The following is an 18,810-nucleotide window of genomic DNA, read 5'->3' as shown; positions in this document are numbered from 1 at the left end:
CTTCCATGCTTTCCGCAGCCGGCCTTTCCGTTTCTTGTCCTATAGCTTGTGCAGATATGTTTTTTCGTGTTGAGAATGGTGAAAAGTGGATATTTGGCCTTGTAAATGGGTGATTTGTGTTAAAATAAGTAAAATATATGAGCGTTTGTTTGGCGGTTTGAACAAATGTTCTTATCTTTGCACCGCTTTTAAGATAAGCGACGGGCGTTTAGCTCAGCTGGTTTAGAGCATCTGCCTTACAAGCAGAGGGTCGGCGGTTCGAATCCGTCAACGCCCACAGCCATAGCCGGATGTAATTTTGCATCCGGCTTTTTTGTGTCTGTACGTTTCCTGTCCGCTTTGCTGCTATCGTATGATGGAGCGGTTGCAGTATGTTTTCTGTATGTTCTTTCATGTGTTCTTTCGGTTAGGTGGAAATTCTGTGGTGACAGGTTCCTGTAAATAATTACCATAGAAAGCTGTGAAATTTCATGACAACGCGGGATGACATGAGTGTTGACAGGCATTTCCTTGTTTAATGATAAATCCGTGTTTCCGTAACCAGTTAATCATCACCGTAATACATGTGCATGCTCTTCCTGCTTTTCGTTGCACCTCATCTCGGCTTTTTAAAAGAAAACCCGGACGGCGCGCTTACAGATTTTCTTGACTTTTTTTTGACAAATGAAAATCGTGAAAGAGGAGCGAGGAGGTGTTGAATCATACGTTTCGGAGGTATGTTCTGTATGAATGTTCTTGTCATATACCCTGCTGCGGAGTGTCGTATGCTTCATCTTGCTTTCCGTTTAAGCCAGTTTCAGCTTCCGTTTTCGTTCGTTTCAGGGTGTGATGTGGTGTGTTTCATGCCCTGAAATGGGCCATATCGCATGCTGAAATGGTGCATTTTGTGTGACTGAAAAATCGCTTCCGGACGTAAATCGTTGTTATACAGATGTTTGCTTAAAGCTCTTATTTCTCGCGTATTTGCTCCCGAAGGAAAGTTGGTGCGCAAATACGCGCTCGTTTTTTGGGGTAGAACAGAAAACTCTGGCGGAAAAACCGCAACATGCTTACAATTTGAAAAAGCGCGGGTTTGTTTCATCTCAACAGAGAAAGACGACGCCCTTCCGGGGTTGAAGACGCGGGCTTATTATCGTAACCGGTATGTACGGAATCTCTTCCGAACCGTCCTTTCCGGTTGATTTTCAGTTCTCTGACTGATGATGCAGGGCTTTTTTTATCCTTCCTTGCCTCGATGTGTTTTTAGTCTGTTTATAACCTGATTTGTGAAAATAGTCATTTCAAAGTGGCATTAAAAGTTAAGTGTGCATAAAATAAGAGTAACAAAAGGCTAAGTTTTTGAAAACTTTGCGCATGTTTCGATTTAAATTATTAATTTTGCAGCATCTATAATAGGTATTTTTTATGAAACTTGACTTGCTTACCGCCATATCCCCGATAGATGGCCGTTACAGAGGTAAAACGGAGGCATTGGCCGATTACTTTTCAGAGTATGCACTCATCCGCTACAGAGTGCGTGTGGAAATAGAATATTTCATCACCTTGTGCGAACTTCCGCTGCCGCAGCTGGCTTCGTTCGACCATGCGTTGTTCGGACGTTTGAGAAGCATTTACACCGATTTCGATGAGGTGTGTGCGCAGCGTGTGAAGGACATCGAGGCTGTGACCAACCACGATGTGAAGGCTGTGGAATATTTCATAAAGGAAGAATTCGACAAGATCGGCGGACTGGATGCCTACAAGGAGTTCATACACTTCGGTCTTACGTCGCAGGACATCAACAATACCAGCGTGCCGTTGTCCATCAAGGAGGCGCTCGAACACGTGTATTATCCTGCCGTAGAGGAACTCATCGCCCAGCTCAATACCTATGCCGAGGAGTGGAAGGACGTGCCGATGCTTGCAAAGACACATGGTCAGCCGGCGTCGCCTACAAGACTCGGTAAGGAGATCATGGTTTACGTGTACCGTCTCACCGAACAGCTCAACCAGCTGAAGGCATGCAAGATGACTGTGAAGTTCGGAGGTGCTACGGGCAACTACAACGCCCACCATGTGGCATATCCGCAGTTCGACTGGAAAGCTTTCGGTAACAGCTTCGCTAAGGAGAAACTCGGCATGGAGCGTGAGCAGTATACCACACAGATAAGCAACTACGATTGCCTTGGCGGAGTGTTCGACGCCATGCGCCGCATAAATACAATCATCATCGACCTTGACCGCGATTTCTGGATGTATATTTCCATGGACTACTTCAAACAGAAGATAAAAGCCGGCGAGGTTGGTTCGAGTGCAATGCCTCATAAAGTCAATCCTATCGACTTCGAGAACAGTGAGGGCAACCTCGGCGTGGCAAATGCCGTGCTCCAGTTCCTTGCTGCCAAGTTGCCGGTGAGCCGTCTGCAGCGCGACCTTACCGACTCTACGGTGCTCCGCAATGTGGGCGTGCCGTTCGGTCATGGTCTTATCGCCATCATGAGTACGCTGAAAGGACTGCGCAAGCTCATTCTCAACGAACAGAAGATTTACGAGGATCTCGACAATACATGGGCAGTAGTGGCAGAAGCCATACAGACTATTCTGCGCCGCGAGGCTTATCCTCATCCTTACGAGGCACTGAAAGCGCTTACCCGTACTAACAAGAAGATGACAGAAGAAACCATCCACGACTTCGTAAAAACGCTCGATGTGAGCGATGAGGTCAAGGCTGAGCTTATGGCCATCACGCCGCACAATTACACGGGTATCTGATAAGAAATCATTTTTTTACACTTAAAAGGTTTACATATTTCAGAAAGTTGTAATTTATTAACCGGAGCCGTGAGGCCAAAACATCATCATTTAATATGGATTTAGAATTAGAAAACAAAGCACAAGGGCAGTCTTCGGAGCAGAATGGCGAGAGCCAGGAGCATGCTGCCTCAAACTATCAGAAGGATTATCGTAGCGGCACCCGGCCGCAGCGTCCGCGTATTCGTGTGCAGCGTGCATACACAGCGGGACGCACCAACAACGATGAGGGCGGTTTCCGTCCCGAAGGTTTTGGAGCCGGATTGCTGCAAAACAATAATAACACAGGTTATCAGCCGCGTCAGCAGGCCGGTTATCGTCCGCGCTTCAACAGCGGCGAAGGTGCTCAGGGCGGCTATCAGCCACGCCAGCAGGCCGGTTATCGTCCACGCTTCAACAGCGGCGAAGGTGCTCAGGGCGGCTATCAGCCACGCCAGCAGGCCGGTTATCGTCCGCGCTTCAACGGCGGAGATGATGCTCAGGGCGGCTATCAGCCACGCCAGCAGGCAGGCTATCGTCCGCGCTTCAACAGCGGCGAAGGTGCTCAGGGCGGCTATCAGCCACGCCAGCAGGCAGGCTATCGTCCGCGTTACAACAGCGGTGAAGGTGCTCAGGGCGGCTATCAGCAGCGTCAGGGTGGTTTCCAGCAGCGTGGCGCACGTCCGCAGCGTGGCGGTTACAACAAGAACTTCCTGCAGGGAGGTTATCGTCCTCGTACCGCTGATTACGATCCGAATGCTAAGTACAGCATGAAGAAACGCATCGAGTACAGCGAAACCCACATCGATCCGAACGAACCTATACGTCTTAATAAGTTCCTAGCCAACGCAGGTGTTTGCAGCCGTCGCGAAGCCGATGAGTACATAGAGGCAGGCGCAGTGACCGTTAACGGAACAGTGGTAACCGAACTCGGTACAAAGGTTAAGCGTACTGACGAGATCAAGTTCCAGAACAATCCTGTGACACTTGAGAAGAAGGTTTACGTGCTTCTCAACAAACCGAAGGATTGTGTCACCACAAGTGACGATCCACAGCACCGCAAGACCGTGATGGACATCGTGGGTAACGTTTGTCCGGAGCGCATCTATCCGGTGGGACGACTCGACCGCAACACTACAGGTGTGCTGCTTCTCACCAACGACGGCGACCTTGCGAGCAAGCTGACTCATCCGAAGTTCCTCAAGAAAAAGGTTTACCACGTATTCCTCGACAAGAATGTCACTGCTCACGACATGCAGCAGATAGCCGAGGGTATAGAGCTTGAGGACGGCGAGATACATGCAGACGCAATCGAATATGCAAGCGATACTGACAAGAGTCAGGTGGGAATAGAGATTCACAGCGGCAAGAACCGTATCGTGCGTCGTATATTCGAACACCTGGGCTATCATGTAGTGAAGCTCGACCGCGTACAGTTTGCCGGACTGACAAAGAAGAATCTGCGTCGCGGTGACTGGCGTTTCCTCACAGAGAAAGAGGTTGACATGCTGCGCATGGGTGCTTTCGAGTAAACAGTGAAACTGAAACAGAAAAACATAAACAGATGACGTGTCGGCCGATTCGGGCCGTGCCGCTGCCGCGGAGACCGGTTGTATAAACTGTGAGAGGGCAGAGGCACGTGCTGAAAAGGCTGACAGCATTTTATAACATATTCAAAAAATGGAGACAATACGTAGAACAAAGGTTGTTGACGTTCTGAAGCGCACCGACTTCGGCGCGACTGTCAATGTCAGAGGATGGGTGCGTACACACCGCAGCAGCAAGGCCGTTGATTTCATTGCACTTAACGACGGCTCAACTATAAAGAACGTTCAGATAGTTGTCGATCCCTCCAAGTTCGACGAGAACATGCTGAAGCAGATCACCACAGGTGCTTGTATCAGCGCCACCGGCGAACTTGTCGAGAGCCAGGGAGCCGGTCAGGCTTCCGAAATACAGTGCCGCGAGCTCGAGATTTACGGTCTGTGCGGTTCTGACTATCCCATGCAGAAGAAGGGACAGAGCTTCGAATACATGCGTCAGTACGCCCATATGCGTCTGCGCACCAATACTTTCGGTGCCGTTATGCGCATCCGTCACAACATGGCCATCGCCATACACAAGTTCTTCCACGACCGCGGCTTCTTCTATTTCCATTCGCCCATCATCACCGCAAGCGACTGCGAGGGTGCCGGCGAGATGTTCCAGGTTACTACAAAGAACCTGTACGACCTGAAGAAAGACGAGGAAGGAAAGATCATCTACAGCGATGATTTCTTCGGAAAGATGACATCTCTCACCGTTTCGGGACAGCTCGAAGGTGAGCTCGGAGCCACTGCTCTGGGACAGATTTATACATTCGGTCCGACATTCCGCGCTGAGAACAGTAATACTCCGCGCCATCTTGCAGAGTTCTGGATGATAGAGCCTGAGGTGGCTTTCATCGATAAGGACGACCTGATGGACCTCGAGGAAGACTTCATCAAGTATTGTGTACAGTGGGCTTTGGACAACTGCAAGGACGATCTTGAGTTCCTCAACAAGATGATTGATAAGGGTCTGATCGCACGACTCGAAGGAGTGTTGAAGGATTCGTTCGTACGTCTCACCTATACCGACGGTATCAAGATTCTCGAAGAGGCTGTGGCAAACGGCAAGAAGTTCGAGTTCCCGGTTTCATGGGGCATGGATCTCGCGAGCGAACACGAGCGCTTCCTCGTTGAGGAGCACTTCAAGAAGCCTGTGATAATGAATGATTATCCGAAGGAGATAAAGGCTTTCTACATGAAGATGAACGAAGACGGCCGCACAGTACAGGGTACAGACGTGCTGTTCCCGCAGATCGGCGAGATAATCGGCGGAAGTGTGCGTGAGGAAAGCTACGACAAACTCATGACACAGATCACCGAGCGCAACATCCCGATGAAGGATATGTGGTGGTATCTCGACACCCGCAAGTACGGAACATGCCCTCACGGTGGTTTCGGACTCGGTTTCGAGCGTCTCATCCTCTTCGTTACAGGTATGCAGAACATACGCGACGTCATCCCGTTCCCGCGTACACCGAAGACTGCCGAGTTCTAAACGGAAGTCTCAAAATATAAAAACAATCCCGGAATAAAGTTTTTGCGCTTCTGTTCCGGGATTGTTCTTTTATCATCGTTAAGCCATTGTTTCAATGTCTGTATTATTTTTCCTTATTCTCGTTTCATTGTTTTCCTGTTGCCGTTCCGTGGTTTTCCTTGATTATTCTCATGCCTCATACCGGCGTTTTTAGAGAAAACTCAGCAGGCGGACTTACAGTTTTTCTTGACTTTTTTTTGACAAAATTTTTTCGTAAAAGAGATGTAAGGGAATGTTAAATCCGGCGTAAGAAAGGCCGGTTCAGGCCGTATGGCCTTGTGTTATATCCGGTAGTGGAATGTCGTATATTCCGTTCAGCGTTCCGGTTAAGCCCGTTTTAGGGGCTGGTTATGCCTGTTTCAGGGTGTGTTATGGTGCATATCAGGCCCTGAAACGGCCTGTATCGCGTGCCAATATGGTGCTTTTTGTATGACGAAAGAATTATCTTCAAGCGTAAACCGCTGATGTTCAGTATCTTGTGTAGGGCTCTTATTTTTCGCGAATTTGCGTCCGATGGAGAGTCAGCTCGCAAATACGCGCTCGTTTTTCGGGGTAGAACTGAAAACTCAGACGAAAAAAACGCAGGATGGTGAAAATCTGAAAGTGCACCATATTGTCTTTCCTTTCAGTTGTGGGAAACAGCTTTCCGTTGCGGACCGGAGAGCTTACTGTTTTCTGCCTATGCCGATTATGTCCTTCACAACCTCACCACCTATTATTATACCTGCCGCTGCCGGCACAAAGGCATTGCTTGCCGGAACGGGGCGTTTGGATGTCGTAGCGTTGTCGTCGGGCGCATCAGAGTCTGTTGCCTTTTCCGGTTGCTCCTCGCTGTAAACCACTTTCAGATGCTCTATGCCCGCCTTGCGCAGTTTCTTACGCATTATCCGGGCTATCGGGTCCATGCTTGTCTTGCTCAGATCGGTCACACGGAACATCGTCGGGTCGAGCTTGTTGGCCGCTCCCATGCTGCTTATCACCGGTACGCCGAGCTCATGGCAGCGCATTGCTATGTCTATCTTGGCCTTAATGGTGTCGATGCAGTCCACCACATAGTCATATTCCGACAGGTCGATGTTGTCCGCCTCTTCGGGCAGATAGAACATGCGTATGGCTCTGACGTCGCATTGCGGATTGATGTCAAGAACCCTCTGGCGCGCCACGTCCACCTTATATTGTCCCACGTTGCTGTTGAGTGCTATTATCTGACGGTTGATATTGGTGATGCTCACAGTGTCGTTGTCTATCAGATCGATGCGTCCCACGCCGCTGCGCGCCATCACCTCGACGGCATAACCGCCCACGCCGCCTACTCCGAACACGGCTACCCGCGCTGCTGCCAGCGCCTCTATGGCCTCGTGTCCGAACAGCATCTCCGTCCTTGAATACCACTCCTGCATCAGTCGTTCAGCTTTAGAGAGTTGTCCGAAATGCTTATCAGCCGGCGCTTGTACAGGTCGCCCACGGCACGTTTGAACACCTTCTTGCTCACATGGAACATCTCCTTTATGTCCTCGGCGTCGCTTTTGTCGCCCAGCGGACACATTCCGCCGTTGCCACGCATGTACTCCAGCAGGGTCTCTGCGAAGTCTGTAGTGCGCCGGCGTCCCAAAGGTTGCACCATAAGGTCTATCTTTCCGTCGGGTCTGACAGTGTTCACGTAGCCCTTCATGCGGTCGCCCGTGTGTATGTATTTAAAAATCTGGTCGTCGTATATGAGGCCCTGGAACTTGTTGTCCACAATCACCTTGAAGCCCAGGTCGGTCTTCTGCCACACCAGCATGTCCACCTCGTCGCCGCGCTGATAGGGTGGCATGTCCTCGCTGAGGAAGTGTTCCACCTTGGCAGACGCCATGATGCGGTAGCTCTCTTCGTCGAGATGCACGTGGACTATGTATTTGTTGCCCTTCACCATGCGCATTTTCTGCTCGCGGAACGGGCAGAACAGGTCTTTCATCAGGCCCCAGTTGAGGAACGCTCCGTGCTGGTTCACCCACGCAACTTCAAGATAAGCGAAGTCGCCTACCTTAGCCAGAGGAATCTCTGTTGTGGCTACGAGCCTCTCTTCATTGTCGAGATAGATGAACACTTCCATCGTGTCGCCTGGTTCGGCACCCTCGGGTACGTAGCGACGGGGCAGCAGTATCTCACCTTCGTCGCCTCCGTCGAGATACAGTCCGAAGTCCACTTCCTTAACGACAGTCAGTATGTTGTAGTCGCCGAGCTTTATCATGTCAGTCTGTTTTTTTGTGGTTTGAAATAAAGAAAAGATTATTCACCGTCGCCGTCGGAATCTTCCGCTCCGGCTGTATCCTTAGGAGTTTCTTCCGTCGATGCCGGTGCGGCTGCAGAGAAGCTGTTCTCCAGCATTCCGTCCTTCATCACAATGGTGCGGTCGGTTATCTTGGCCAGGTTCTCGTCGTGTGTCACGATGACGAATGTCTGGCCGAATTTGTCGCGCAGTTCGAAGAACAGACGGTGCAGTTCTTCCTTGTTCTTTGAGTCGAGACTGCCGCTGGGCTCGTCTGCAAGAATCACTGCCGGGTTGTTCATCAGTGCTCTCGCCACAGCAACACGCTGCTTTTCGCCTCCCGACAGCTCCGCCGGCTTGTGTGTGGCGCGGTCTTCCAGACCCATGAAACGCAGCAGTTCGAGTGCGCGCTCCTTGGCTTCGCTCTTGCCCATGCCTCCGATGAATGCCGGAATCATGATGTTCTCTATTGCCGTGAACTCCGGAAGGAGCTGGTGGAACTGGAATACGAAACCAATGTGGCGGTTGCGGAACTCGCCTATTTGTCTGGAGTTGAGTTTTCTTACGTCTATTCCGTCGATGACAATCGAGCCGCTGTCCGGTCTGTCGAGTGTACCGATGATCTGCAGCAGAGTGGTCTTGCCTGCTCCGCTGGGTCCGACTATGCTCACCACCTCGCCTTTGTCAATGTGCAGGTCGATGCCTTTGAGCACCTGCAGTGAGCCGAAACTTTTGGTAATACCCTTGATGTCTATCATAAATACAGTATGTTTGTCTTTTGTTGTATGTGCGTGCCGGCGGTTGATGTGTGGCTGTCAGGCCGCTTTCATTGTGCGTCGCTGCCGTCGGTACGGTTTTTTCCCGACTTCTTCATGCGGTTTATCCACTTGCCGATGCTCTCGTAAGCGCTTCGGTCCTCGGTGTGTTGCGGCTGTGCGAAGGTCATTTCGTCCATAGCGTTGCCGTGCTGGTCGGGGAATATAATCATGAGATTTGTGCCTGAGAAATGCGTCGTCAGCTCCTCGGGCAGATATTCTATCGCGTTCTTGTATGACACTGTGCCCTTTCGTGCAGCCACTACCACAAACAGATGATCCTCGTTTATGTTGGCCGCGAGCTTCGGCATCTCGTTCCAGTGGGTCATCGACATGTATTCGGCTTTCACCTCCGGATGACGCTGTACGGTGTATTTGTTGATGAGTGAGAGTGTGTCGGGACGTCCGTGGAACATCATCCGGCACTCCATGTTGCCTGCGAGGCGGTCCATTCGTTCGAGCCAACGGTAGAATCCCGGTTCGAACTGCGCCCTCGACGGCACAGCCACGTGTATGTGGCGTATGGTTGTGAGCGGCTGTTTCAGGCGCGCCATTATTATCTGATTGTTCAGTCCGTTGAACAGACTCTGGTGGAACGCTCCCCAGAACTTCTGCGACACCTCCTTGTGCATGTGCATTCCGATGATAATCTCCGAGGCATGGAACTCCTTGAAGGCGTGCTTTATGCCGTTGGCTATGTTGGCAGCCACTCTCACCTGAGTCTGCATTCTCACGTCGGCAGCTGCGGCATACTTGCTGACACTCTCCAGAAGGCGCTGTCCGCGCTCCTGATTGGTGCGCATGTCGTCGTCGTCATAAACCACGTTAAGGCCCACAATCTCACGTCCCAGACGCGGGTTGCGCATCATGAGTGCAAGACTCAGCAGGCGGTTTGCATACTCTGGATATTTCATCGGGATGAGTATGCGTTCGTCGTCGGTCTGCCCGTCGTCCTGCGGCATGTCTTTGTCGCGCAGTATTATCTGCTGTGCGGCCGATTCGGTCATCATTGTCGATATGATGCACGTGAAGAGAATCATTATCACCACGGCGTTGAGCATCTCGTCATTTACGAGGAAATGGCCCGGCGATGTCTCAATTCTCATACCCACCATTATCATGGCTATGGAACCGGCGGCATGGGCCGAGGTGAGTCCGAACATCATGTTGCCCGACGACAGCGGCAGGCGGAACAGACGGGCCGACAGGTATGCGGCGATGGCCTTACCGAATGTGCCGAAGAATGTGATGGCAAGCACCACCCAGATGATGCCCGTGCCGGCGAAGAGCAGGCGCACGTTGATGAGCATGCCCACACCGATGAGGAAGTAGGGGATGAACAGTGCGTTGCCGATAAACTCTATGCGGTTCATCAGAGGCGACACGTGCGGTATGTAGCGGTTGAGTATGAGTCCGGCGACGAAGGCTCCGAAGATGCCCTCAAGTCCCACGGCCTCGCTCAGTGCGGCACTCATGAAGAGCATGGACATGACGAAGATGAACTGCATCACGGCGTCGCTGTAGCGGCGAAGAAACCAGCGCGTGAGTCTCGGAATGACGAGAACCATCGACCCTATGTAGACAAAGAATTTGGCGACAAACCACACCCAGAACCAGAAACCGGTGCTCTCCCTGTGCGAGGCCACGAGGGCGGCCAGCGTGACAAGGGCAAGCAGCAGCGATATCATGGACGAACCGACGCTTAGCGACACGCTCTTCTTGCGCTGAAGACCGTAGCGGCTCACAATGGGATAGGCTATCAGAGTGTTGGAAGCCATGATGCAGCCAAGCAGCAGAGATGCCTGCTGGGAGTAGCCCAGCAGTTCGGTGCTCATGAAATAGGTCAGAACGAACGGTGCCGAGAAGGTGAGCAGACCGAAAGTGAGAAACCTCCGTCCGTCCTTGCGTATGCCGTCCATGTTCATCTCGAGCGAGGCGAGGAACATGATGTAGTAGAGTCCCACCTTACCGAATAGCTCGAACGAGTCGTCGCGCACCAGAATGTTGAGTCCGTACTTGCCTACGAGCACTCCGGCCAGCACCATACCGATGATGTGCGGAATGCGGAGCTTTCCCATAATGATGGGCGCCGAGAGGATGATTATCATCACCACGAAGAATATGAGCGTAGGGTCGGTTATCGGAAAGTATTGCGCTATCTGGGCCATGGGTATTTTGCTGGTGTTTGTCTTTCTGTTATTTAATTAATGTGCAAACTTAATCAAAATTGGCGGAATAAACGAATAAAAACGCGGAAATGGGCCGAACAGAACACTATTTGCATGCTTCGACGCATGTTTGTGAGACGGTGTGGAGCTGTATGGTATGGTCTGTGCGGCGCGTTGTCGGTTGTATTGCAGTCGTGTGTGTTTGTGGTGGGCATGTTCGTAGTCTGCTCTGCAAGATGTGCAAAATGGTTGTTGTAATGCGTTTTATGTAAACATAAATTAATATATTTTGAATTTTAAGTGTTAAAATAGATTTCGCTGAAATCTTCGTATTTTGAAATCAAATCACGTTGGCTGTATTTTTCGTGAAAGATAACGGCTTTGCACATTCGTTAGTAATCAGCTGATTGTTATGCGCTTACGTTTGAAGCGTAACGCGGTGTATTTTTCTTCGTCTTGCAAAATGGCCTGTATCAGCCTCTGAAATAGCCTGTATTATGGCATGATACGGTGCATTTCGTGCTGTGATATGCACTGTTTTGCGATGCAATATGGTCTTTTCTGCATCCGTGTGTGGTGTGAAATATTTTCCGATTGTCTGAATATGGCTTTCTGATACGCTTTTTTCTATTTCGATTTCTCCGGATTGTGAAAAATGAAAAGTTAAATCATAAAGGTGCAATATTGAAAAATAAGTTAAAATAATGCGTCGTATTATGCTTTGACGGAAGCATGTCATCCGCTGGTCATATTGTCGTCGCGGAGTGATGACTGGCGGCATTGTGTCGGTTTCTGATGCGATAAAAGAGCCGTGGTAATTGTATTTTAATGGAAATGTTGTATCTTTGCAAGGAATAACTGTTTGCATGTCATGCCTTTAGGCATAAGTCTGCGCATGGAGATGTAGTTCCGTCGGGGTGACGGACGGCACGACTTTGTGTCGCGGACGGCATGGCAAAGAAGAAGGAAGTATAACAACATAAAGATTATAACATTATGAAAGTAGCAATTGTAGGAGCAAGCGGAGCCGTAGGACAGGAGTTCCTGCGCATACTTGCAGAGCGTGATTTCCCGATGGATGAACTGGTTCTTTTCGGCTCGGAGCGTTCGGCCGGTCGCAAATACAGTTTCAAGGGAAAGGAATACGAGGTGAAACTGTTGCAGCACAACGACGACTTCAAGGATGTTGATATTGCTTTCGTATCTGCCGGTGGCGGCACATCGAAAGAGTTTGCTGAGACAATCACCAAGCATGGAGCTGTGATGATAGACAACTCAAGCGCTTTCCGCATGTGCGACGACGTGCCTTTGGTTGTGCCTGAGTGCAACGCCGAGGATGCCCTCAACCGTCCGCGTGGCATCATCGCCAACCCTAACTGCACTACAATCATGATGGTGGTGGTGCTCAAACCGTTGGAGCAGCTCAGTCACATCAAGCGCATACATGTGTCGAGCTATCAGAGTGCGAGTGGCGCAGGAGCCGCAGCCATGGCCGAACTGCAGCAGCAGTATGAGGAACTCGTGGAAGGCAAGCCCGTGACAGTGGAGAAGTTCCCGCATCAGCTGGCTTACAACGTCATTCCGCAGATAGACGTTTTCACTGAGAACGGCTACACCAAGGAAGAGATGAAGATGTTCAACGAGACACGCAAGATTATGCACAGCGACGTGAAGTGCTCTGCCACATGTGTCCGTGTGTCGTCGCTCCGTTCACATTCGGAAAGCGTTTGGATTGAGACAGAAAGCCCGATAAGTGTTGAGGATGCCCAGAAGGCCATTTCCGCAGCACCGGGATGTACTCTCAAGGACGATCCGTCAAACCTCGTTTATCCGATGCCGCTCGAGACAGCAGGTCTGGATGATGTGTATGTAGGCCGCGTGCGCAAGGATCTTGCCGACGATTGTGGTCTTACACTGTGGCTCAGCGGCGACCAGATACGTAAGGGTGCGGCGCTCAACGCAGTGCAGATAGCCGAATATCTTATAAAGGTAGGCGACGTGAAGTAATTGGCTTCGGTCGTACGCCTGTACGATAAACATACGGCGCATGCGGGATATGTATCACCGCATGCGCCGTTTTTTCGTGTCCAGGGGAAGGATGTGGATGAGTGTACGGAAGTTTCCCGCGCGTGTGTATTAATATATGTGTGGTGTAAAAACAAAACGCCGGACAGTTGTGAATTACTGTCCGGCGTTTTCTGTGTGCGCCTGATAGGACTCGAACCTACACGTCGCGAGACACCAGATCCTAAGTCTGGCGCGTCTACCAATTCCGCCACAAGCGCAAAATGTGAGTTTTGCGGTCCGCACATGCCGCACCTCTGAGGTGGTTTGTGTCGGCCGCAATGATTGTGCGTGAAGCATAATCGGTGCAAAGTTACATTTTTTTTGTGTCAAACACGAATGAAATAAGAATTTTTTTAATTGTTCTTTGTATGTCTCTTTTCTTGTGTTGTGCTGCCGTATATGTGTGAGCGGTGCGGCAGATGACGTGCGGATGCATCTGTTTATGGTCAGTGTAGTCTCATGCAAGCCACGTAGTGTTCATGTCCCGATTGGAAAATTGCTGTTCAAAAAATCAATAAGCAAAGCTTTTATTTGCTCCGTAAGGAATATTACATTATATTTGCAAAATAATTACAAAAGTGTTACCGTGACCGAACTGCTAAATTCATTTGAACCTATTACCCTTGACGAAATGAGCAGCATACGCCTGATGAACAGGACGGACGTCAAGTTTGTGACGACGAAAAAGATGCTGGCCAGGCTCCTTGTCATGGCTCAGGACAATTATCTGATACAGGAAATAGACGGCAGACGCATGGCTTCGTACTACACTGTGTATTTCGACACGGAGGAGTGCGACATGTTCATGGTGCACCACAACGGCAGGCTGAACCGCCAGAAGCTGCGCATAAGGTCGTATGTGGATTCGAGTCTGAACTTTCTCGAGGTGAAGACGAAGAACAATCACGGCCGTACGAGCAAGCAGCGGGTGGCAATAGACAATTTCAGTCCGGCCGAACCTCAGTATGACGTCATATTCGACGACAACCGCAACGGACGCCCTGCCTCATGCAGTGAGTTTGTGACGAGTCATCTGAAGTATGACATCAATACACTGAAAGAACAGATAGAGAACCGCTTCGACCGTATAACGCTTGTCAACAGGCAGAAGACCGAGCGGCTGACAATAGACTTAAATCTTAGATTCCACAACCTGGTGACCAATCAGGACGCGGCTTTCGACGACATCGTCATCATAGAGCTGAAGCGCGACGGACTCGCCTTCTCGCCCGTGCTTGAGATGTTGCGCCAGCTGCGCATCATGCCGATGGGGTTCAGCAAGTACTGCATGGGTATGGTGAAAACCAACAGCGGACTGAAAAACAACCGTTTTCTGCAACGTCTGCGTATGATGGAAAAATTGAGACAAAACTGAATTTATTAACCATCTGTCGTTATTTTCATGCGGGCCGGCGACGATGCCGACATGTCAGGCAAGGAACGTGTGAAGCCATGACGGAAAATATTATCACACAACAGTACAAACCAAAAACCTAAAACCAATCTTTATTCAAATGAACGAATTAGACGAATTAGACTTGCTTGGCGTGCCTTTTGTTGAGGGCTATGACTTTCTGACAATGCTGCTGAGGTTTTCTTTCAACACGGCGATGGTATGGATCATGATTCATTGCCTGTATTATCCGAAAAGCCAGAGGCGCGACTATTATTTCACTTTCATGCTTATAAGCATCAGCATCTTCTTCATGATTTATCTCTTGGGCGGAGTGAAACTGAAGGTCGGCTTTGCGCTCGGACTGTTTGCCATCTTCGGAATTATCCGTTACCGTACCGAGTCGATGCCGGTGAGGGAAATGACTTATCTGTTCAGCATCATAGCAATGTCTGTGATAAACGCGCTGGCGACGACGATAAGTTATATAGAACTCATAACCACGAACGCTATATTTGTTCTGGCAGCGTGGTTCTTCGAGAGTTATGTTCTGCTCAAGCATGTATCGACAAAGCTTATACAGTATGACCGCATCGCACTGATAACGCCTGAACGTTATGACGAGATGCTGATAGACCTGAAACAACGCACTGGACTCAACATAACGAAGGCCGAGGTGGGGGCGATAGACTTCCTGCGCGACATGGCCATAGTGAAGATTTATTATGAATCCGGGAAGTATGAAGATAACAGTACTATAAACAACGAACTTAAATTGTCAAGAGAAGAATGGACAGGAGAAAAGCAATAAAGAAGCAGGACATGCGCGCAAGACTGTTTGTGGCGCTGCTCGCAGTGCTTGCCATGGCGCCTGATGGCGTAAAGGCACAGGAGAGCGATTTCGGAGTCTGGACTTCGGTGAGTGCGGAGAAGGACTTCGGCAAGAAGTGGAGTGTGGGAGTGGAAGGCGAGTTCAGAACGCGCAACAACTCCAGAACGTCCGACAGATGGAGTTTCGGAGTGGACGGAAGCTACAAGATCGTGAAAGGATTGAAGCTTTCGGCCGGATACACATTGCTTTATGACAACAACGATGAGAAGATAACTTATCACGAGGACGGCACATACAACAACTGGAGACCGTCGTACTGGGGTGTGCGCCACCGCTTTAACGTGTCGCTTACAGGAAGTGCCAAGCTGGGAAGGTTCAAGTTTGCGCTGCGCGAAAGATGGCAGTACACCTACCGTCCGGAAAAAACCACGGAGCGTTACGACTTCGACAACTCATGGTGGGAGGACGATGACGTGAGAAGCAAAGGCCATAACGTGCTGCGTTCGCGCCTCAAGGTGGAGTACGACATACCGAAGTGCAAGATAGAACCCTACGTCAGTGCCGAGATTTACAACTCATGGGCGTTGGAGAAAGCGCGCTATATCGTAGGTGCTGACTGGAAAATCACTAAGCAGCACAGCGTGGGTATGTATTATCTTTATCAGGATGTCAACAACGACATAGATGATGACGATCCCAATGAACATGTGCTTGGATTGAGTTATAAGATAAATTTATAGTGTATGAAAAAGATATATGGTATATTGACAATAATGTTTTCGCTTGCCATGTTCACGGCCTGCGAGAACGATGACACCGATTTCAGTGATATCATAAATGGCGGCAAAGACCCTGAGTATGTGCCGAAGAGCATAGAGTTCGACTATACTTCGTTGAAGGAACCGGACGAGTCGTTCGATTTTGACGACGATGATTACGTGGAGAATATGACTGTTTTCTACACAGTAGAGGTGAAATACGACGGCAATACGGCCACTGTCGATGGCGACGGAGGCACTATCAAGGTGTCGGTGGACGGTGCTCATGTGACGGTGAACTCCACAGCACGCAATGTAGAGTACATTCTCAGCGGTTCAAGCAGCAACGGTTCGTTCAAGGTATACAGTGAATCGAAACTGAAGATAGGTCTGGACAATCTCACGCTCACAAATCCTGACGGACCGGCCATCAACAACCAGTGCGGCAAGTCGATGTATGTGGAACTGACTCCCGGTTCTGTCAACAAACTGGCTGACGGCACACGCTATGTCGAGGAGCCCGGCGAGGACATGAAGGGAACCATATTCAGCGAGGGACAGATAATATTCAATGGCGCCGGAAGACTTGATATCGAGGCCAACTGCAAGAATGGTATCGCAAGCGACGACTACATTGTGTTCCGTCCCGGAAACGTAATCAACGTGAAGAGCAACGTGAGCAACGGTGTGAAAGCCAACGACGGAGTGGACATAAGAGGCGGTGTTCTCAACATAGACATTGCTGCTGATGCCGGCAAAGGCATCAACTCCGAGTTTGATGTCACCATTTCGGGCGGCCGTACAACGGTCATCACTGCCGGAGGTCCGTTCATTGAATATAACGACACGAGCAGCTGCGCAGGCATAAAGTGTGACTCTACCTTCACTATGACGGCCGGAACTGTCAATCTGAAGAGCACCGGTGAGGGCGGCAAAGGCATCAACTGCGACGAGAACATAAGCGTGACGGGTGGCGAACTCAACATAGTGACTACCGGAAAGAAAGACAAGGCCTCGCCTAAAGGCATAAAGGCCGACGGCACGATAGCCTTCTCCGGCGGCAAGATATACTCTTACAGCAAGTCGGCAGATGCCATCGACGCTGCCGAAGGGTTCACTTTCACCGAAGGTTACACCTTCCTGAATAATAAAAAGAATCTGTTTGAAATAACATATTGACGTGAGTCAATCAGCGTTTTTAGGGTAACACGGACTGACTGCTTATCTTTGCGGTCAGTCCTTTTTGTTTTTCCGTGTGCCGGAAAAGGCTTTTCTGTTTGTCGGAGCGCATTGTGTGAGTTGTCGGCTAAGCGTTTATGAACATGCGGAATAGTGGTTTTCATGATGCTGCCTTGTGTGCAATGCTGTGCGGAAAGCTGCCGGTAGAAAATCAGTGTGTATTGATATAATGCGCGAGCCATAGTCTTCAGTCCTTTATAAGTGTTGTCTGCTTCTGTCCGGATGAACCCGGCAAGCACTCTTTCAGATTGTAAGCATGTTTCGGTTTTTCCGTCTGAGTTTTCTGTTCTACCCCGAAAAACGAGCGCGTATTTGCGTGTCAGCTCTCCGTCGGACGCAAATTCTCGGAAAATAAGAGCCTTACGCAAAATACTGGACATCAACGGTTTACATTTGGAGATGATTCTTCCGTCATACAAAAAGCACCATATTGGCACGCGATACAGGCCGTTTCAGGGTGTGTTATGGTGCATATCAGGCCCTGAAACAGGCATAACCAGACCCTAAAACGGGCTTAACCGGAACGCTGAACGGAATATCTGACATTCCGCTACCGGGTATAACACAAGGCCATACGGTCTGAACCGGACTTTCTTATGCTGAATTTAACATTCCTTTACATCTCTTTTGCGAAAAAAATTTGTCAAAAAAAAGTCAAGAAAAACTGTAAGTCCGTCGCTCGGGTTTTCTTAAAAAATGCCTGTATTGCGTGTTATGAGAATCATCGGTAGGCAGCACCTGTCATGTGGTGATGGTCAGACGGTTGCGCCGGTACGTATTTCCCATCATGTGATGTCTGCGTTGTTGCGATATGTGCCGTAACGCACTGTCAGGTCTGTTTGCGGTCTTCAGTGGTGATTTACGGATAAAAAGACTCTCCCCACAGAATTTATACTGAGACGGAAAAACTCCTTTTGGCTGCCGGCGGAAGAAACGAAAAAAGCCGGAACAGATGTTTGTTCCGGCTTCTATTGCGTCTGTCAGTTTATTTCACTGCGATGCACTCCACCTCTACGAGTGCGTTTTTCGGCAGCGTTTTCACTGCAACGGCTGAGCGTGCAGGGAAAGGCATGCTGAAAAATTCGGCATACACTTCGTTCATAGCGGCGAAGTTGTCCATGTCGGAGAGGAAAACTGTGGTCTTCACTACGTGTGCCAGGTCTGTTCCTGCCTCTTCCAGAATATGCTTTGCGTTTGTGAGCGACTGTCTGGTCTGCTCCTTTATGCCGCCCTCGGCGAACTCTCCCGTTGCCGGATCGATGGGAAGCTGACCTGAAGCGAATATCATTCCGCCTGCCTCGATGGCCTGGCTGTACGGTCCGATGGCTTTCGGAGCCTTTTCTGTGTTGATTGCTTTCATGTTGATTGATGTTTTATTGTTATGTGAATGTATGT

14 protein-coding genes and 2 tRNA genes are annotated in these 18,810 nt (G+C 49.9%); 9 read left to right on the top strand and 7 right to left on the bottom strand.

Annotated features, from left to right (window positions below; genetic code table 11):
- Positions 1-202: 202 nt before the first annotated feature.
- The 4 genes from WKT13_RS04125 (at position 203) to asnS (ending at position 5,853) form a co-directional block, all read left to right on the top strand.
- Positions 203-277, top strand: a tRNA-Val gene (locus WKT13_RS04125).
- 1,127 nt (positions 278-1,404) lie between these two features.
- Entirely contained in the window at positions 1,405-2,751 is a 1,347-nt protein-coding gene (gene purB, locus WKT13_RS04120; RefSeq protein ID WP_340322947.1) for an adenylosuccinate lyase, read from the top strand.
- A 95-nt stretch (positions 2,752-2,846) separates the two neighbouring features.
- On the top strand, positions 2,847-4,301 hold the full coding sequence (locus WKT13_RS04115) for a pseudouridine synthase (protein WP_340322946.1): 1,455 nt from the start codon (positions 2,847-2,849) through the stop codon (positions 4,299-4,301).
- 148 nt (positions 4,302-4,449) lie between these two features.
- Positions 4,450-5,853, top strand: a complete 1,404-nt coding sequence (asnS, locus tag WKT13_RS04110) for an asparagine--tRNA ligase (RefSeq protein ID WP_298618843.1) — start codon at positions 4,450-4,452, stop codon at positions 5,851-5,853.
- A 704-nt stretch (positions 5,854-6,557) separates the two neighbouring features.
- Here asnS and WKT13_RS04105 read toward each other — a convergent pair.
- The 5 genes from WKT13_RS04105 to WKT13_RS04085 form a co-directional block, all read right to left on the bottom strand.
- Positions 6,558-7,292 carry a tRNA threonylcarbamoyladenosine dehydratase gene (locus WKT13_RS04105; RefSeq protein ID WP_340322945.1) on the bottom strand — a complete coding sequence of 245 codons (735 nt, stop codon included), beginning with the start codon at positions 7,290-7,292 and terminating at the stop codon, positions 6,558-6,560.
- Positions 7,292-8,125 (bottom strand): CvfB family protein, encoded by an 834-nt coding sequence (locus WKT13_RS04100; RefSeq protein WP_340322944.1) that lies wholly within the window; start codon positions 8,123-8,125, stop codon positions 7,292-7,294. Before WKT13_RS04100 ends, WKT13_RS04105 begins: the two co-directional genes overlap by 1 nt.
- A gap of 38 nt (positions 8,126-8,163) precedes the next feature.
- Positions 8,164-8,901 carry an ABC transporter ATP-binding protein gene (locus WKT13_RS04095; protein WP_298618837.1) on the bottom strand — a complete coding sequence of 246 codons (738 nt, stop codon included), beginning with the start codon at positions 8,899-8,901 and terminating at the stop codon, positions 8,164-8,166.
- A gap of 68 nt (positions 8,902-8,969) precedes the next feature.
- Positions 8,970-11,126: a cation:proton antiporter gene (locus tag WKT13_RS04090; protein WP_340322943.1), complete on the bottom strand. Its 2,157-nt coding sequence runs from the start codon at positions 11,124-11,126 to the stop codon at positions 8,970-8,972.
- A 418-nt stretch (positions 11,127-11,544) separates the two neighbouring features.
- Positions 11,545-11,994 carry a hypothetical protein gene (locus WKT13_RS04085; protein WP_340322942.1) on the bottom strand — a complete coding sequence of 150 codons (450 nt, stop codon included), beginning with the start codon at positions 11,992-11,994 and terminating at the stop codon, positions 11,545-11,547.
- Positions 11,995-12,122: 128 nt separating this feature from the next.
- Between WKT13_RS04085 and WKT13_RS04080 the strand changes: the two genes are divergently transcribed.
- Positions 12,123-13,133, top strand: a complete 1,011-nt coding sequence (locus WKT13_RS04080) for an aspartate-semialdehyde dehydrogenase (protein ID WP_340322941.1) — start codon at positions 12,123-12,125, stop codon at positions 13,131-13,133.
- Positions 13,134-13,329: 196 nt separating this feature from the next.
- Here WKT13_RS04080 and WKT13_RS04075 read toward each other — a convergent pair.
- A tRNA-Leu gene (locus WKT13_RS04075) sits at positions 13,330-13,411 on the bottom strand.
- A 341-nt stretch (positions 13,412-13,752) separates the two neighbouring features.
- On the opposite strand from WKT13_RS04075, the gene WKT13_RS04070 reads away from it, so the two are divergent.
- The 4 genes from WKT13_RS04070 to WKT13_RS04055 all read left to right on the top strand — a co-directional run bounded on the left by WKT13_RS04070 (position 13,753) and on the right by WKT13_RS04055 (position 17,355).
- A complete protein-coding gene (locus WKT13_RS04070) occupies positions 13,753-14,568 on the top strand; it encodes a polyphosphate polymerase domain-containing protein (protein WP_340322940.1) in 816 nt (271 codons plus the stop codon).
- A 139-nt stretch (positions 14,569-14,707) separates the two neighbouring features.
- A complete protein-coding gene (locus WKT13_RS04065; protein ID WP_340322939.1) occupies positions 14,708-15,397 on the top strand; it encodes a DUF4956 domain-containing protein in 690 nt (229 codons plus the stop codon).
- Positions 15,376-16,158 (top strand): DUF2490 domain-containing protein, encoded by a 783-nt coding sequence (locus tag WKT13_RS04060; RefSeq protein WP_340322938.1) that lies wholly within the window; start codon positions 15,376-15,378, stop codon positions 16,156-16,158. Before WKT13_RS04065 ends, WKT13_RS04060 begins: the two co-directional genes overlap by 22 nt.
- 3 nt (positions 16,159-16,161) lie before the next feature.
- On the top strand, positions 16,162-17,355 hold the full coding sequence (locus WKT13_RS04055; protein ID WP_340322937.1) for a carbohydrate-binding domain-containing protein: 1,194 nt from the start codon (positions 16,162-16,164) through the stop codon (positions 17,353-17,355).
- Between the two features lie 1,045 nt (positions 17,356-18,400).
- Here the strand turns inward: WKT13_RS04055 and WKT13_RS04050 are convergent.
- The gene (locus WKT13_RS04050) at positions 18,401-18,775 is read right to left on the bottom strand and encodes a RidA family protein (protein ID WP_298618812.1); all 375 of its coding nucleotides are present in this window, start codon (positions 18,773-18,775) and stop codon (positions 18,401-18,403) included.
- Positions 18,776-18,810: the final 35 nt, after the last annotated feature.

The sequence above is a fragment of the Prevotella sp. HCN-7019 genome (assembly GCF_037890215.1).
Classification (GTDB): Bacteria; Bacteroidota; Bacteroidia; order Bacteroidales; family Bacteroidaceae; genus Prevotella.
This window is presented reverse-complemented; position numbering and strand designations above follow the sequence as displayed.

What these genes read in the sequence shown, in the direction of transcription:
- WKT13_RS04105 (WP_340322945.1), bottom strand. Translation starts at nt 7,292, where the DNA reads ATGCAGGAGTGGTATTCAAGGACGGAGATGCTGTTCGGACACGAGGCC.
- WKT13_RS04090 (WP_340322943.1), bottom strand. Translation starts at nt 11,126, where the DNA reads ATGGCCCAGATAGCGCAATACTTTCCGATAACCGACCCTACGCTCATA.
- purB (WP_340322947.1), top strand. Translation starts at nt 1,405, where the DNA reads ATGAAACTTGACTTGCTTACCGCCATATCCCCGATAGATGGCCGTTAC.
- WKT13_RS04055 (WP_340322937.1), top strand. Translation starts at nt 16,162, where the DNA reads ATGAAAAAGATATATGGTATATTGACAATAATGTTTTCGCTTGCCATG.
- WKT13_RS04115 (WP_340322946.1), top strand. Translation starts at nt 2,847, where the DNA reads ATGGATTTAGAATTAGAAAACAAAGCACAAGGGCAGTCTTCGGAGCAG.
- WKT13_RS04100 (WP_340322944.1), bottom strand. Translation starts at nt 8,125, where the DNA reads ATGATAAAGCTCGGCGACTACAACATACTGACTGTCGTTAAGGAAGTG.
- WKT13_RS04065 (WP_340322939.1), top strand. Translation starts at nt 14,708, where the DNA reads ATGAACGAATTAGACGAATTAGACTTGCTTGGCGTGCCTTTTGTTGAG.
- WKT13_RS04050 (WP_298618812.1), bottom strand. Translation starts at nt 18,775, where the DNA reads ATGAAAGCAATCAACACAGAAAAGGCTCCGAAAGCCATCGGACCGTAC.
- WKT13_RS04080 (WP_340322941.1), top strand. Translation starts at nt 12,123, where the DNA reads ATGAAAGTAGCAATTGTAGGAGCAAGCGGAGCCGTAGGACAGGAGTTC.
- WKT13_RS04095 (WP_298618837.1), bottom strand. Translation starts at nt 8,901, where the DNA reads ATGATAGACATCAAGGGTATTACCAAAAGTTTCGGCTCACTGCAGGTG.
- WKT13_RS04085 (WP_340322942.1), bottom strand. Translation starts at nt 11,994, where the DNA reads ATGCAAACAGTTATTCCTTGCAAAGATACAACATTTCCATTAAAATAC.
- asnS (WP_298618843.1), top strand. Translation starts at nt 4,450, where the DNA reads ATGGAGACAATACGTAGAACAAAGGTTGTTGACGTTCTGAAGCGCACC.
- WKT13_RS04060 (WP_340322938.1), top strand. Translation starts at nt 15,376, where the DNA reads ATGGACAGGAGAAAAGCAATAAAGAAGCAGGACATGCGCGCAAGACTG.